The following is a 13926-nucleotide window of genomic DNA, read 5'->3' on the forward strand; positions in this document are numbered from 1 at the left end:
CACCTCCTTACCAGTCGTCGTACAGCTTCGAGCCGCTGGAGCGTTTTTTCTTTTCTTTTTTCTCGACGGTTTTCAGCGGTTGGCCTTTGAGGCGCCTTTCTACTGCCGTGAGATCTGGATCCAGTATTCTGAAGGCTGCCATTGCATAATTGCGGCAGTCGAGAGCCTCGTTGCGGTTATGTCCCGGCAGCTTCTCCCATTGCCATTTGTCGCCGCGTCTGGTTCGGACGAGCGACAGTTTTTCAGATAGCAAGCCAGAAAAGAAAAGAGAGTCATAACCGCGATCCTCTCCGAGTGGAAAGTGGCAGTATTTGGCTCCCTTTTCTTGCACCTTAATAGCGTTCATTATTTTACTTTTTCCGGCGTCTACTCCCAGAGTGTAGAGCCAGCACTTGCCGATCAGCTTACCGTCTATGACGATCTTCACCTTTGAAGGTGGGGCGGTGTACGGTATGCCGTCGCCGCCTTTTCCTTTTATGGCAAAAACGCGCTTGTTTTGTCTGGCCTTGCACTCGGCGTATACCTCCTGCGTAAAGTGGCCGCCGGAGTCCACGCATGTGAATGATACCTTCAGGCCCTTGCCATTCTTGAAGCGGTAAACATGGTCGATCACATCGTCGAGTCGAGCCCATACCTCTGAGGTATCAGGCCGGCCGTTGATAATTCCCTTTTTTATGCCCCACGTTTCGCCGTAGAGTCCATGCCCGACCACTTCATACTCGAGGCGGTTGTCCTGAGTGTCAACTCCGACGGTCAGCACCAGAACGTCGTCAGGGAGCTCGGCGTCGTATTGTTCGCGCCGGCTGAGCATTGCGTCCTCGTCCTCTAAATCTCCGCGATCCTCCCATAACTCACCGAGTAGGGTGTTGAATACAACCTTCAATTTTTCAGGATCGCCCTGAGCTTCGAGGAACTTCGTGACGATTTTCTCCCACGGAGTCCACGGAGACGAAAAAGCGTTAAGCCAGAAAGAGCGGTGCCCTTTTAGGTATGCGTCCGGGTTCTCGGCGATCCATTTCGCCGGCTGCTTTTTCATGGTTGCTTCTGTCTGAATACAGCCGCAGCTCGGGCACACCCATGTTATCGACTTGACCTTGTAGGTCTTTTTATTTCGTACCTTTTTGACTTCATGCTCAAAATGGATATTGTCGAAAACAATATTGTGATACTCCCCGCAATCCGGGCACTTATGACACCAGCGCTCCTGAGTACCGGCGAAAAATCCGTTTTCAATGTTGCTGGCTCCCTTAATCGTCGGGGTTGATACCTCGATCGACTTCGCGTTGTAGAAGGTTGTCTGTCTCGCTTCTGCAAGAGCCCACGGATCGCCCTCAGTTCCTGCGCTGGACGCCCAGCGGTCGCGCTCGTCTCCGATGATGTAGCGGGCTGGAGTAGAAGCGAGGGCGCTCGGACTGTTGGAACCGGTGATTGTCAACATGCCGCCCGGGAAAGATTTCTGCAATATTGTATTGCCGGAGTCTCTCGTTTTGACGTCTGAGACCTTTTTCCTCAGCGGCTTCGAGTCTCTTATCATCGGAGCAATACGCAAGCGCGAGAACTTCCGGGCGTCGTCGAGAGTAGGCTGTACATAAATCGTAGATCCCGGATCCTGATCTATTATGTAGCCGATTATATTGAGCTCTACCTCAGATTTTCCAACCTGAGAGGCGGCTACAACGGTTAGCTTGTTGACTTTGGGATCCGTGAAGGCGTCCATTATGTCGACAAGGTACGGTGTTCGCTCATTCCTCCACGGGCCTGCCTCTGCTGAGCTTTCAGGAGATAAGCGGCGGTTTTTCTCAGCCCACTGGGACACTGTGAGGCGCTCGGGTGGTTTGAAATTCTTAACAGCTCGAACGAACGTATTGTTTAAGCTGTCAATTTCATTCTGCCTGCTCATCGTCCTCGATCATAGCCCAGCCCTGCCGATCCTTTACCCGCTTTTTATACTCCTCTGGATCGTAGTGGTACTGGGAGAGTGACAGAAGGATCTCGTTTACCTCCTCTTGTATTCTGGCAGAAGTTTCGGCCGGACTTGCAAGCTCCGCGGTATCAACCGCAAGCCGTCCCGGCATAGCCATTAACATGCTGCGGATATTAAAAACGAGGTCCGTCGTGATAGCTTCGACGTCCTCAGCTCTGTGCATGGTTCCTTCGAGTTCGGCGAGCTGGAGCTCTGCGACTCTGGCCTTTGCGCTTTTTATATCTACCTCAGCCTGCAGCTTGTCGGTCTCCAGCTTATCGTTTTGAGCTGACGCTTTGCGATCGAGCTGCGTGCGCAGGTATTTGATGTAGTCCTTCGTTGCCTCGCCGACATTGTACCGGCGGCCTGCCGGTGTGTCGTGAGTTTTCAGAACTCCGTCTTGTGTGAGCTGCTGGATCCTCCGGGCAGTCAGCTCAAACAGTTCGGCCATTTTGGTTGTCGGCCAGTAACCCGGAGTCTCGGCCGGTTTTTCTTTTCGTGGTGTTGCCATGCCTTGCCTCCTTCCCGGCGTAACGAAACGGCCTAAAATTTTTCTATGAGTCTAGCAAGTTTTTGGGCTCGCAAGCACCGCAGGGAAAAAATTCGCTCAGAAGAACCTATTGAAAATTTTTTATTTTCTTTTGCCGGGTGCCCGGCGTTCGCGTTCTTTTTTCGCTTGCGTTTCTCTGCGGTGTTGGTGCGCCGACTCGGCGCGCGAGTGGTGACTTGCCTCGGCTTGCCCGGGCCTGCTGCCGGGGGCTGCGCCTCTGGTGTGGCGTGGCCTTTGGGTGTGGTCCATGTCTGGGCCAGCTTGCCGCGCCTGATGTGGTGGCTCAGTCTTAGAATGCTGAGCATATAGAAAGAGGCCAGCCGCTCGCATGGTGTGGAGTGGTTGGCCTCTGGTTCTCTGGTGGTGTATGGTGCCCGTGTGGCTGCGTGTGTGCCCTGTAGAGTTCACCCCTGAGCTTTGGCGAGCATTTGCTTGACGTGGTTCTCCAGTCGCTTGCTGAGGCCCTCGTCAATGTTCTGTTGTATGAGTGGCTGCACCTTTTCGTTTTCGATCATCTGCGGCACGCTCAATGTCTTTATGCTCTTGATAGGGTAGCGGCTTTCGCTTTCCCTCTGGAATGGTATCTGTGTAGAGCCTTCGCCTCCTGAGCTGGCAAGGAATACGCCGGCCGGCAGGTTCTTCCGCTGGCCCTTGAATACTTCCTGACTTACCCGGTATGGCTTCGGCTTTCGCTGGGTGGGCTTCATTTTGAAATGCGTCGGAGTCAGGACTCGGCCCTTGTATGTTAATACAACAGACTCGACGAGGTTGCCCTCAACTTTGAGCTGGCCGCCGCCTTTTCCTTTGCCGTCAAGCGCCGCCTTTACATCGGCCTTCTTGATAGCATAAACCTCGCACACGGCAGCAGATACCCACGCCTGCGCTCGGCTCTTTGCGTCTGAGGTGCATTTCTTTATTACCTTTTCAGCGTCTACCCCCGCAATATTGTCCAGCGTTTTGACGAGCTCCTCATAATTTGACAGCATACAAGTGGTTGTTCCTCTGGTGGCTGCCATGTGTGATCGCCTCCTCTCAGCCTGAAAACGGCAGCAAAAAACCGCCCGATTTTCTCGCGCGGTTTCTTTACCCATTTATTGCATTGTAAAAATTATAACACGGCTCAATTTCAAAGTAAATTGCATCTTTTTTGCACCGGTAAATTGCACGCTCAGCCTGCTGCCGGCGGCGGCTAATCAATGGCGGCCGTGCCATATAAACGGACGGAGAGGCTCTTAATAAGGCGCTGGCGGTTCCTCCAGACGGTTGTCGCGTCGCAGCCCAGTGACTCAGCAATGGCCTCGTTGTCAAGTCCCTCGAAGTAGCGGTCGCTTACTGACTCATAATACGGATCTGGTTTGATGATTTCGAGAGCCTCCTCGAGAACATCGACTTCGTGCTGATCCGACTCAATGCAGGCCTGCTTGTCTTTGATAATGGCCTCGAGAGCCTCCTCTGGATCCATGCGGGTGCTACTCTTTGAAAATCTGGTGATCGACTTGCTTCTCGCTGGGGTTCCGTAGGTTCTCAGCTCCTCGATCTTTTCCTCGTCGTCCTTAATCTTGACCTTCAGCACCGGGAGGGCATAGAGACGAGCCTCGGTGTTTTTAAACGCTGCCTTTGCGTTCTGCGGCTGCTGCAACGGCTTGTATGCGTCCGAGACTGCTGCCGCGGTTTTTTTCGCCACCTCGTCTATGTAGCTTTTGATCTCTGGCGGTATGCTTGGTTTTTTCTGTTTTGCCATTTATTCATATTCTCCTTCCTTGTATTCTGAGCTTATGCCTACATCGTCGAAAATCTCGGCGTATACTGCCGGATCTGCCGGGGCTCCATCTCTTATGAGCTGGATCTGGTCCTTGTTGCCGGTGATCCTGAAATACCGCTTTACAATTACATCGGTATAGCCGGGCGTTAATTCCATGAGGTAGGCGGTGTGGCCGGTCTTTTCTGCTGCCGCGAGAGTTGTCCCGCTGCCTCCGAACGGATCGTAAACCGTTTTTACAAAATCCATGTTGTCGAGTATCATTTCCATAAGCTCGACGGGCTTCTGTGTCGGGTGTAACTCATTCCCGGACCTGCTGCACCTCAAAACATTGCCGTAGCCTTTGTGACCGTCGAATTTCGCCTTGCCTCTGCTGCCGAACAGACAGAGCTCGTGCTGGCTTCTCCAGCCGACGCCCATGCCGGGTGTCTCTTTGTCCCATACGATCATCGAACGGACTCCGAAGCCCGATTTCTCAATTATGTCATACAAATAGATCCACATGCGCCAGTCGGTGAACACATAAGCAAATAGAGGAGTGATACCCTCGAAGGCTGCGGTCAATAATTTAATATAACCGCGGGTGCTGAGTATGTCGTTTGCAATCTTCGGCGCGTCTGTCTGGCCTTTTCTCACGGTTCCGATACTTCCGGTAGACTTTCCGCTCTCTTGGTGGCCGCCGCTGCAATACGGTGGATCTGTGAGCATGAGCTCTGGTTCTGCTCCCGCCAGCAGCTCCTCGCGGTCCTTTGCGTTGGTGGAGTTCCCGCACATGAGTCTATGGCGGCCGAGGATCCACACGTCCCCCAGCTTGCTGACTGGTTCCTCCGGTGGTGGGAGTACGGTGTCGTCGTCTGCCTCCTCTTTGTCGTGGTCTGCTTCACATAGAGCTGTTGCAAGTTCCTGATAGAATGACTCCTCGTAGCCGGTCATTTCAAACGGGATCGCTCCGGTGTCTACTGCCTCAAAAGCCTCGGCCAGTTTCACGCTGTCTATTTCCGCAAGCTCCGCGATCCGGTTGTCTGCCATGAGGTCGGCCAGTTCCTCCTCCTCGCTGGCATAGTTCTGATAGTCGACTGGAGCCTCTTTGAATTTTCCATACTTTGCCGCCGCGAGTCTGCCGTGGCCCTTTACAATCAGGCCCGATCGGGTGCTCACGGTGATCGGCTGCCTCCAGCCGGTTGCCTTGATGATAGCAGCGAGGGCTCTGATCTGATCGTCCGGGTGCTTATTGGGGTTTAGAGGGTTTTCTCTGAGTTCCTTTATCGGCACAATTTTGTCATGTGCGCAAAAAACCGGCCGGCCGTCTGCGAACGCTTTTGGCTCAGCGCTGGTGGTGTAGTCCATGTCGTTGATCTGTATCTCCTGACGGTTGGCCTTCGTCTTTGTCTGGGTGATTTCGAGCGTTTTCTTTGATTTCGCCACTTAATCGCCTCCCTTCTGGTTTTCTTCTGGTTCCTGAGTTCCAAAACGAGCGATCGCGAGCTCGTTGTATTTGCTGTAAATAGCCTCGAAGGCTTTTTTCCATTCCGGCCCGTGTTCGTCGCCTACGGTTACGATATGAGCCAGCTCATGCGCCAGTATTTCCGGGACTGCCTCTGCTGGGATATGTCCTGCCACCTCTATGAGCGGGAGAGTGCCGTCGTCTGGGAATGTGGTACAACCGACCATTTCTGTGCCGTCCTCTGTGGTGATTTTATCAACCAGTATGGCCTCGTATTCCGTGCCCGGGTAAATTTCAGCAAAAGCCTGAGCCACGAGGCTGCTCGGATCGTTTAAGAATGGGCTTTTTAATAATTCCATGAATAACCTCCTGCGATATGCGGGAGGGCAGCAGGGCCCTCCCTTGATGATCCCGACATTTATGTCGATGACATTATGCAATGATTGTGATCTTGTCTCTGTCCGGTATGTCTTTGAGTGCTTCCGTGAGGTACGCCTTGACATTTGCCACCGCCTGAGACTTCCAGACGCCACCGTCAGCAGTCACGAGCTTAAATACTGGAGCGCCGCCTCTGCCTTCGCTTACTCTGAAAACAAAGTCGCTAGCTGGCTGCTCAACCTCCAGAAATGTGCGGTACGGTATCAGGTTTACCGGGTTCGGTACGAGCACGTTGTCCTTCGTGGTTATTCCGGTTTTCATAACTGCCTGCTGGGTTGTGCCGGTGTCTGAGAAGGTAGCCTCCTGAGTGTTCACGATATTGCTTGCCAGCATGGTGACAGCTTCGCGGTCGTCGCTTTCCTTGAAGCATGACTGCATAGAAATGAGAAAGCTCTCCTGATCGTATTCTCTGCCATATTCAAAACGAGGCAGCAGGGCGTTGACCTCGAAAAGCGTCTCACGGTCGCGCTCAGCAAGCAGGCCAGAGTATAAAAGTACCTTTGTTTCGTTTACTACCTGAATAATCATACGATCGCGCAATTCTTCGCGGTTTTCTTTGATGTAGTCCACCAGTGAGGTGAGAGTGGTCGCAGAGATAGGCGCTGCCTTTTCCGGGGCGTCGTATCTTACGAGATCCTTTGTGCAGTATGTCTTGCCGTTAATCTCGACCGTTTTCGGATCTTCGGCTTTTACTGCCAGTCCTGTGATAAATGCGATAGCTTCCTTTATTCCTTCCATTGTTTTGTCCTCCTTATGCGTTTACGGCCTTTTGGCCCATTGTAATGACTTTGTGCTGGTTGCTTTTCGGCTGTTCTGCGGTTGTTGGCTGGTCGACCGGTGGACGACCGTTCTCAAATACCTCACCCGTCTCAGGATCGAAGTCTCTGCCCGGTACGAGTTCGCCTGCTGCCGCCTCTGCCTTTTCCTGCTCCTGATCGGCTGGAACCTCTGCCTGCTTTTTATTTCTGTTTTTCAGGTCCAGAGGCTTGCCGGTAGGTGTTGGCTGCTGTTCTGTGGTGCCTGCTGCCGGCTGTGTCGCATTAGCAGCGGGAGTGGTAGCCTGAGCCGGTTCTGCTTCCGGTTCCTGAGTCTGTAAATCATTAAAAGACATTTGCCCGCGGATCTGGCCGTCATATTCTGCGATCTCGATCTGGCCGGTTCTCATATTTACGCCCATAATCATTTGAGTGTCGATCGCTTCGGTTGCTGCGAGCTTGGTCGTGACAGCGATCTGGGTGCTTACGAGCTGTCTCGTTTTGTTCGGTGCAAATTTGAGCGTGATCTGGATCTGTCTCTTGGTGGTTGCCTCTGTGTTCGGGTTCTGAATGTTCTCGGCCACCTGCATGAGTGCCTCGTTGAGCTTTTCGGCAAAAGCACCGCCGGCGAGAGTCTCGAGGTTGATGTTACTCTGTACGCTTGTTTTCTTCATTTTCTGGATCCTCCTTCTTGGTCTTTGAATTGTTCAGCTCGTCAATGCGAAGGCTGAGCTGATAGGTCGCATAAGCTACCATGTGGAGCTCTGCGGCTTTCTTTTTGGCGTCTTTGTGGGTTACTACGGTTCCGATTGCTGACAAAATCAGGAAAGCGGCCCATAACGCACATACGACGGCGCCGAGCGTGATTTCTGCTGCGGTCATTTCTTCTTTTCACCTCCTCCCGGTGTGTTTGCGGCTCTGAGAGCGCACTCGGTACAAACTCCAGCGGCTCCCGCTGCCTTTACTTGACGCGCAAGCTCTGACTCCCAGCACTCCCGGCCGCAGCTCGGGCATGTGACGAGGCGCCAGTCTGGGTGCTTGCTTGCGTCTGGTATATTGGAGCGGAGCGGAAGGCATATAAGCCCGCCGTCTCCGGGGTTCCACGGTTTTATTGTTATGTTCATGTTATGCCTCCCAGCTCCAGAGCCCCTGCTGGCCTTTTGCTTTTATGGGCTCCGGCAGTTCTTTGACGTTTCTCAGCTCCCATGCGTAACGGCCGAGAGAATAATCTCCGAGAGCCTTTTCGGTGTCCGGTAGAGTAGAGAGGTATTCTTCTGTTATGAGGTGGCACGCCACAAGCTCAGCCGTTGCAATTACTTCTCCGTAATTGAAATATGTCAGGAGCTCACCGTTTGCCATGCTTGCTTTTTCCAGCTTCTCAACCATGAGTCCGAAGGCTTTCTCTGACAGAAGCGGTACGACTTGTCGTATTGGTTTGACTGCTGCATGGATCGCAATCGGCCCTCTGTATTTTGTAGCCCAGCTTCTTGTCTCGTTATGTTTTACGCCGGCGGCTATAAATTCGGCCCACGGCTGCCATATTGTTATTGCTTTCATTTAGGCTCCTTTCTAAAAGCAAAATGTTAGTTGTCCCGTTTCGTCTGCTTGCGTATTCATTGGAATAACAAAGCCTTCCCAGTGCTCATAGGCACGCCCGGTCAGACACTCAGCCGCTAAAATCAGCACATTTATGTCGCTGGCGTTTTTCATCCATGCGTATTCTTTCACATGCCGTTTTATTTGTTCCAGCAGCGGGAGCAGGCCGTCGGCTTCGGCTGCTTTTTCAACGAGCCGAGCCCAGTCCTTGATCTCATATACTCCGCTGGGCGTTTTGTACGTTTCCCTGCCTTCTGTGATTTTTCTCCCGTTCTTATCCTTTCCGACCACCGTTGCCGTGAACATTCTCGAAGATAGTCTGGTGTAGTTCTCGATCATCTAGGCTCCTTTCTGGATAGCTGAGGCGCTCCAGTTCTTCGCGAAGGCCTCCGTGCTCTGATAAGGGCAAAAGAGCTGACCGTCTCTGGTTTTTACCTCGAAGCGTCCGCGGCTGCGGATATATCTCACGATCAGTTCGTAACGCTGGCCGGTGACAAATCCCATTGATCCGGTTGTCCCGGTGAATGTCGCAATAATCTGGAGCGATCCGGTTTTACTTTTTGGGTTTTTTAAATCATTAAGCGCGCGTGTCAGCATTGTGCGTTCCTCCCTTTGTCTTTTTCAAAAATTCCAGCGTACCCAGATGATTGAGGCCGATCTCATAGTCTTGGATCTCGCTGCGTTTCAAGTGCTTGTGGCCGTATATGTCTTTCATATCTCGCCAGACGCTCCACGGTATGCGGTAGAACTGCTCAAACTTAAAGCTCACGAGCACGAAGCAGCTCGCGCCCATTTTCTCGTAGTTCTCCAGCAGTTCAGCCTGCCGATCGCTCACGGCAGAGGCTTCGATCTTGTCGGCGTCTGTATGTTTGGCCTCGAAGGCAATGCACCGGCCGCCGTTGAGTATTCCCTTGTAGTCGTTCTGGGCTTTTTTGGTGAAAACCGCGACATATTGGCCGCGTCTGCGATCTCCGTATGGTTTCAGAGGTCGCATAGGCTCCGGCGTTTTCTCAATGTCCGCAATATTCTGGGAGCGGTAGTAGTTGCACGCTGCGGAGATCATATTCTCGAAGCGTTCCCCGGCGTATTTAGCACGGCGGCCCTGCTGCCGGCGCTCATACTCGATATTTCTCTCGGCTTCGCATGGTGTAGGATCCGGGTAGCCCTCTGAATTTCGTCCGTTGCTCATATCACGCACCCCCTCTCAACATTGAGGTGCCATTTTTCAGACTGTTCGCAATCATTTCGCCGAGTTCTGAGGCCTCCGTCGGATCTATGTTGATATGAACCGCAGTAACCTCTCTGAGACTCTTGCCGGCCTCTGCGAGTAGTGGAGCGGCAGCAGGCTGATCGGCGTATGCAGCAGCGGCAGAGACGGCGTGTTTTCTCAGAGGTCTGCGCTGTGTTACTGCTGCATGATTGTAGATCTCCAGCACGTTCTCGATAAATTCCGGCGGGCCGAAAACTTGGATCTCAATGTCGAGCACTCCGGCAAGCTGGATCTCGTCATACATTCCTGCAGATACCTTGCAGCCGTAAACTCTGATAAGCTGGCAATGTCTGAGGAGCTGGAGCCCGCAGCGCAGGCCGAGCTTTCTTTCCTCTGGGTTGGTGTCGTCCACAAACTGCGTAAAATACACATGAGGGGCGAGTGGCAGCAGGCCGTCATTCATTGCCTCGCGGCAGTATTCCTGCGCCTTGATGATGTTTTTCTCATAGTCACCGCGACACGGTGAGCAAATATAGGCTAATTTCATTCATTGCCCTCCCTTAAATAATTTTTATTGTCTGGCGACTGCTGCCGGGCTGCCATACGAACCATGAGTAGCTCGTGGCGTCTGTTCCATGTCCGGTAAAGCTCGGGCGCTTATGTAGGGTGTAGAGTCCGGCGAGCTGGTGATCTTCCTGCTGCCAGAACTCAAAACGCTGGTCGCTTTCCATGAACGCGGTGCGGAGCAGGAAAATGAGCCTGCCGCCCGGTTTAAGTAGCCCGAGACTTTTCTCAACAAATTCGATCGCCTGATTAAATGGCGGGTTGCCGATGATAAGATCGTACTTTTTCCCGAGGTCCATGCTCAGGAAGTCGTCAATAATCACATTGACGCCGAGATCCTGCAGGTGTTGTGCCTCCTCTGGTCTGATCTCCACCGCGTCGATCGAAAAATCGCCGTATTTTTGTAGTGTCTTGATTATGTTGCCGCTACCTGCTCCCGGTTCCAGCACCTCGATCCCCCCCTCAGAGGGAAAACGTCGAGAAATGTCTCGATCGTCGAGATTGGTGTCGGGTAGAAGTCGTGCGGCTTTCTGGTGCTTCCTCGGTTTGTTGCACTCATTATCTACCTCCTTATCTGCTGCGCCAGCTCTGGCCCTCCATGACGAGCGCCTCGCACATTTCTCGCAGCCGGTCCACAGTGGCCCTCGCTGTCATGTCGTCCCCATTCTGAGGAGTGAGGCGTTTCTCCAGCTCGGTGTCTGTGTAGTTGCTTGTTACAATCGTTGGCTTGTAGCCTTCGTAGCGGGCGTTTATGATCGTGTAGATCTTCGAGACGCCCCAGTCTGTCGGCGGCTCTTTCCCCATATCGTCGATAATGAGGAGCGGGACCGTTTCGTAAACTCTCAGGATCTCGCCCTCTGAGATTTCGCGCTTGTCGTATGTAGCCTTGATCCTTGCCAGCATGTCGATCATTGTCATGCAAATAACCGGCCGGCCTCTCTGGATCAGGTCGTTGGCAATAGCAGCAGCGAGGTGAGTCTTTCCGACGCCTATGTCGCCCAGTATGAAAAGTCCGTTTTTCTTCTGGCTCATATTGTCAAAATTCTGGGCGTATCGTATGGCTGTTTCTTTCGCTTTGGCCGTTCTTTCGTCCGGGGTGAGGTAGTTGCTGAAGGTTCGCTCTAAAAAGCGGCCCCTCATTCCTGAGTCACATCTGAGACGTGACACCCGGCGTCTGATTTCGTCCTCGGCTTTCCGTTTTTCTTCCTGCTCCCGTTCGAGCCGTTCTTTTTCTCTAGCCTCGACCGCTCCCGGGCAGTTGCAAGGAATAGCGGTGGGGATCCAGAAGATCCGGTCACCCATGTTGCTGAGTTCTTTGCCTTTGTGATACCGGAGCTTTCCGCAATATTCACACGGCACCGGCTCCGGTGGTGGTTCCGGCCAGTCTCTTTCCTCGCTGCTGTAAAACCAGCCGTCACTCGGCTGCTGTGAAGCCGGTGAGCTTATAGCGTGATCCGCTTGGTGGTTCATTGCCATTGTCCGGGCCTCCTTTGTCGTCATATTTGCCTTCCAGCACTTTGCACATGTTTGTCGGTTTCATTATCCAGTCGAAGTCAGCCCGCCAGTTGCGATCGTTTTCGCCTTTCATAAAGCTGCTCGCCTCGGTTTTTCTGAATAGTGTCTCGAATGTCTCAATATTCGGGTAGGTCTTAAATCTTGCGGCCACCGCCTTGCGTCTGGCTCCGTCAATCTTCTGGATCTTCGAGAAGCTGACGCAAATCTCGTTGTATAACTGCATGATTTTCACATACGGAGTCGGATCTGATTTAGCAGGTGCCGCTGCTTCGTGCTCTGGAGGAGCACTTAAAGGATCCTTTATATCTCTAGTCTTATCTACTCTAGTCTTGTCTACTCTGCCAGCGGTTGTTTGTTGGTCGTCCAGCGGTCGTCCTTCGGTCTTTTTAGCAGCCGCTCGGCGGCGTCTGGAGCGTTCCTTTTCGGCTTCACGCTGCTGGATCAGAGTGCCTGCATATTCCTCCCAGTCGTGGATCGTGAGAGTAGCAGGATCCTCGTCGCCCTGATCCAGCAAACCCGCAGAAATAAAGGCTTGCAGCAGTTCGTCGGCGTCTCCGTCCCACTGTGCTGCGCGGGCTATATTCCGCGCGCTTATCTCCGAGATATTGCCGTCCGGGGCATTATCGAGAGCCCAGAGCCAGAACGAAGTCAGGAGCCCGATCATGTAGGGTGGAGCTATTTCGAGAGCGTCGGCTGCGTCTAAAATTTTTCTATGCTGTCTAATTGATTGATAAATTTTCAACCATGCCACGGCGTTTCCTCCTTCCTTTTTTGGTCGTCCTTTTTCTTGGCGTGTCTTTCTGTTTTGGTCGTTTGTCGGTCGTCCGGTGGTCGTCCACCGGTTGACCGGTAGGGCGAAAATCAATTAAAAGGGAGTTGATCGTCTGCGCCCTCCGGTATATTCATAAAACCGTCGCCGCTTGCAGGACCGGTTGGAGGCTCCTGCTGGTTGCTGTTTTTGTTCTTACTTTCTGCAAACTCGGCCTCCTCAACAACAACCTCGGTAGTGTATACCTTGCAGCCCTCACGGTCGGTGTAGCTTCCCGTCTGGATCCTGCCGGTTATTGCGATCTTTGTGCCTTGTCTCAGGTATTTCTCAGCAAATTCGGCGTTATTTCTAAAGGCAACGCACTGGATAAAGTCGGCAGTTGCTTCGCCTCCGTCTTTTCTGCCTCTGCGGTCCACGGCGAGAGTGTAGCGGGCTATCGCCATAGGCTCATTGCCTTGCGTGTATCGTACTTCGGGATCTCTGGTGAGCCTCCCCATTAAAATGACTTTGTTCACTGTCTATTTCCTCCATTCCTCAGCTCTCTGGCTGTGTCGTCCATGCGCTTGCAAATGTCGTCATACTCTGCCCGAGTCATGTCGGCTGGTTTCTTGCTGTATAAATAATTGATCCTGCCGTCTGTCTGCTCTTTGGAGAGCCCGGCGTCCTGAGCTTTCCGGTACATTCTGTCGAGCTGGGCCGCTGTGAGCTTTTTCTCGGCTCCATTCTGGCCGCTCTGAGCGGTTTTATTGCCTTGTTGGCTCTGTTGATTGCCTGCGGCATTTCTGACCGGCTGTGAGGCTGTTTGAGCGCTTGGCTTGCCCTTCATGTCTGGATCAGTCTCGCCCATGTCAATGCTGAATTTTTCAAAAAGATAATATTTTATAGCATAGGTCCACGCGCTGCCTTTAGCTTTGGCCGGATCGTCGTTCCATGCGATTGCATGAGTCTGGGCCTCGTCGGTGTCGTCCTCGTTGTCTGCATTGGTCCAGCGCATTGTCAGATCGGACTCATAAAGGAACATAAGGCCGCCGTGCTGCGTGTTCATGGTTTTAATTTGGGCGTTTTCCTCCTGAATAATGTCGAAGTTGACGCCGAGCTCATTCATCGTGGGAGTGATAGCTCTCCAGACGTCGTCAATCTTTGCAAACTTATAGGGAACCTCCTCGCTGTGCTGGCCCTTTTCAATCCTCGGGATCTGGCGCCGCAGTTCGATGAATTTCTCCTGCAGGCTCATTACCTCGATCGGTTTGTCCCGCCGCGTCTGGAATGAGGCAACCGGGGAGCCCGCTGCGGTTTCTTTCTGTTCTTCTTGCATGTGGTTTCTCCTCCTTATGCCGCCGCACATAGGCGGCGGGATTTATGA

Annotated in this window: 19 protein-coding genes; all 19 read right to left on the reverse strand. The window is 52.8% G+C overall.

Annotation, left to right across the window (positions count from 1 at the left end; all coding sequences use genetic code 11):
* Nucleotides 1-7: 7 nt before the first annotated feature.
* On the reverse strand, nt 8-1900 hold the full coding sequence (locus RIL182_RS05075; protein ID WP_024725550.1) for a phage terminase large subunit family protein: 1893 nt from the start codon (nt 1898-1900) through the stop codon (nt 8-10).
* Nucleotides 1884-2474, reverse strand: coding sequence for a hypothetical protein (locus RIL182_RS05080; RefSeq protein WP_006855432.1), 591 nt, complete (start codon nt 2472-2474; stop codon nt 1884-1886). Before RIL182_RS05080 ends, RIL182_RS05075 begins: the two co-directional genes overlap by 17 nt.
* A gap of 443 nt (nt 2475-2917) precedes the next feature.
* A complete protein-coding gene (locus RIL182_RS05085; protein ID WP_024725551.1) occupies nt 2918-3529 on the reverse strand; it encodes a phage tail protein in 612 nt (203 codons plus the stop codon).
* Nucleotides 3530-3702: 173 nt separating this feature from the next.
* A complete protein-coding gene (locus RIL182_RS05090; RefSeq protein WP_006855428.1) occupies nt 3703-4254 on the reverse strand; it encodes an RNA polymerase sigma factor in 552 nt (183 codons plus the stop codon).
* Nucleotides 4255-5697, reverse strand: a complete 1443-nt coding sequence (locus RIL182_RS05095) for a site-specific DNA-methyltransferase (RefSeq protein ID WP_006855427.1) — start codon at nt 5695-5697, stop codon at nt 4255-4257. It abuts the gene before it with no gap.
* A complete protein-coding gene (locus RIL182_RS05100) occupies nt 5698-6075 on the reverse strand; it encodes a SprT family zinc-dependent metalloprotease (RefSeq protein ID WP_134523084.1) in 378 nt (125 codons plus the stop codon). It lies immediately after the preceding gene.
* Nucleotides 6076-6148: 73 nt separating this feature from the next.
* Nucleotides 6149-6892, reverse strand: coding sequence for a hypothetical protein (locus RIL182_RS05105; protein ID WP_134523086.1), 744 nt, complete (start codon nt 6890-6892; stop codon nt 6149-6151).
* Between the two features lie 13 nt (nt 6893-6905).
* A complete protein-coding gene (locus RIL182_RS05110; RefSeq protein ID WP_243128734.1) occupies nt 6906-7499 on the reverse strand; it encodes a replication protein in 594 nt (197 codons plus the stop codon).
* 58 nt (nt 7500-7557) lie between these two features.
* Entirely contained in the window at nt 7558-7791 is a 234-nt protein-coding gene (locus tag RIL182_RS05115) for a hypothetical protein (protein ID WP_006855713.1), read from the reverse strand.
* Nucleotides 7792-8034: 243 nt separating this feature from the next.
* Nucleotides 8035-8466 carry an ASCH domain-containing protein gene (locus RIL182_RS05125; protein ID WP_006855711.1) on the reverse strand — a complete coding sequence of 144 codons (432 nt, stop codon included), beginning with the start codon at nt 8464-8466 and terminating at the stop codon, nt 8035-8037.
* A 12-nt stretch (nt 8467-8478) separates the two neighbouring features.
* The gene (locus tag RIL182_RS05130) at nt 8479-8844 is read right to left on the reverse strand and encodes a hypothetical protein (protein WP_006855710.1); all 366 of its coding nucleotides are present in this window, start codon (nt 8842-8844) and stop codon (nt 8479-8481) included.
* Nucleotides 8845-9102 (reverse strand): hypothetical protein, encoded by a 258-nt coding sequence (locus tag RIL182_RS05135; RefSeq protein WP_006855709.1) that lies wholly within the window; start codon nt 9100-9102, stop codon nt 8845-8847.
* Complete coding sequence (locus RIL182_RS05140; protein WP_006855708.1) at nt 9083-9694, reverse strand: Holliday junction resolvase RecU; 612 nt, start codon at nt 9692-9694, stop codon at nt 9083-9085. The genes RIL182_RS05135 and RIL182_RS05140 overlap by 20 nt, the downstream gene beginning before the upstream one ends.
* Before the next feature lies 1 nt (nt 9695).
* Nucleotides 9696-10262 carry a DUF7768 domain-containing protein gene (locus RIL182_RS05145; protein WP_134523092.1) on the reverse strand — a complete coding sequence of 189 codons (567 nt, stop codon included), beginning with the start codon at nt 10260-10262 and terminating at the stop codon, nt 9696-9698.
* Nucleotides 10263-10275: 13 nt separating this feature from the next.
* Nucleotides 10276-10728 carry a methyltransferase gene (locus RIL182_RS05150; protein ID WP_006855705.1) on the reverse strand — a complete coding sequence of 151 codons (453 nt, stop codon included), beginning with the start codon at nt 10726-10728 and terminating at the stop codon, nt 10276-10278.
* A 121-nt stretch (nt 10729-10849) separates the two neighbouring features.
* Complete coding sequence (locus tag RIL182_RS05155; protein ID WP_243128735.1) at nt 10850-11755, reverse strand: ATP-binding protein; 906 nt, start codon at nt 11753-11755, stop codon at nt 10850-10852.
* A complete protein-coding gene (locus tag RIL182_RS05160; protein ID WP_134523106.1) occupies nt 11694-12545 on the reverse strand; it encodes a hypothetical protein in 852 nt (283 codons plus the stop codon). The genes RIL182_RS05155 and RIL182_RS05160 overlap by 62 nt, the downstream gene beginning before the upstream one ends.
* 110 nt (nt 12546-12655) lie before the next feature.
* Complete coding sequence (locus tag RIL182_RS05165; RefSeq protein WP_006855702.1) at nt 12656-13078, reverse strand: single-stranded DNA-binding protein; 423 nt, start codon at nt 13076-13078, stop codon at nt 12656-12658.
* Complete coding sequence (locus RIL182_RS05170; RefSeq protein WP_006855701.1) at nt 13075-13878, reverse strand: ERF family protein; 804 nt, start codon at nt 13876-13878, stop codon at nt 13075-13077. The genes RIL182_RS05165 and RIL182_RS05170 overlap by 4 nt, the downstream gene beginning before the upstream one ends.
* Nucleotides 13879-13926 lie beyond the last annotated feature (48 nt).

This window comes from Roseburia intestinalis L1-82, assembly GCF_900537995.1.
Lineage (GTDB): Bacteria > Bacillota > Clostridia > Lachnospirales > Lachnospiraceae > Roseburia > Roseburia intestinalis.

Coding starts and splice junctions, on each gene's coding strand:
- RIL182_RS05075 (WP_024725550.1), bottom strand. CDS start 1,900: ATGAGCAGGCAGAATGAAATTGACAGCTTAAACAATACGTTCGTTCGA.
- RIL182_RS05080 (WP_006855432.1), bottom strand. CDS start 2,474: ATGGCAACACCACGAAAAGAAAAACCGGCCGAGACTCCGGGTTACTGG.
- RIL182_RS05085 (WP_024725551.1), bottom strand. CDS start 3,529: ATGGCAGCCACCAGAGGAACAACCACTTGTATGCTGTCAAATTATGAG.
- RIL182_RS05090 (WP_006855428.1), bottom strand. CDS start 4,254: ATGGCAAAACAGAAAAAACCAAGCATACCGCCAGAGATCAAAAGCTAC.
- RIL182_RS05100 (WP_134523084.1), bottom strand. CDS start 6,075: ATGGAATTATTAAAAAGCCCATTCTTAAACGATCCGAGCAGCCTCGTG.
- RIL182_RS05105 (WP_134523086.1), bottom strand. CDS start 6,892: ATGGAAGGAATAAAGGAAGCTATCGCATTTATCACAGGACTGGCAGTA.
- RIL182_RS05110 (WP_243128734.1), bottom strand. CDS start 7,499: ATGCAGGTGGCCGAGAACATTCAGAACCCGAACACAGAGGCAACCACC.
- RIL182_RS05115 (WP_006855713.1), bottom strand. CDS start 7,791: ATGACCGCAGCAGAAATCACGCTCGGCGCCGTCGTATGTGCGTTATGG.
- RIL182_RS05125 (WP_006855711.1), bottom strand. CDS start 8,466: ATGAAAGCAATAACAATATGGCAGCCGTGGGCCGAATTTATAGCCGCC.
- RIL182_RS05130 (WP_006855710.1), bottom strand. CDS start 8,844: ATGATCGAGAACTACACCAGACTATCTTCGAGAATGTTCACGGCAACG.
- RIL182_RS05135 (WP_006855709.1), bottom strand. CDS start 9,102: ATGCTGACACGCGCGCTTAATGATTTAAAAAACCCAAAAAGTAAAACC.
- RIL182_RS05140 (WP_006855708.1), bottom strand. CDS start 9,694: ATGAGCAACGGACGAAATTCAGAGGGCTACCCGGATCCTACACCATGC.
- RIL182_RS05145 (WP_134523092.1), bottom strand. CDS start 10,262: ATGAAATTAGCCTATATTTGCTCACCGTGTCGCGGTGACTATGAGAAA.
- RIL182_RS05155 (WP_243128735.1), bottom strand. CDS start 11,755: ATGGCAATGAACCACCAAGCGGATCACGCTATAAGCTCACCGGCTTCA.
- RIL182_RS05170 (WP_006855701.1), bottom strand. CDS start 13,878: ATGCAAGAAGAACAGAAAGAAACCGCAGCGGGCTCCCCGGTTGCCTCA.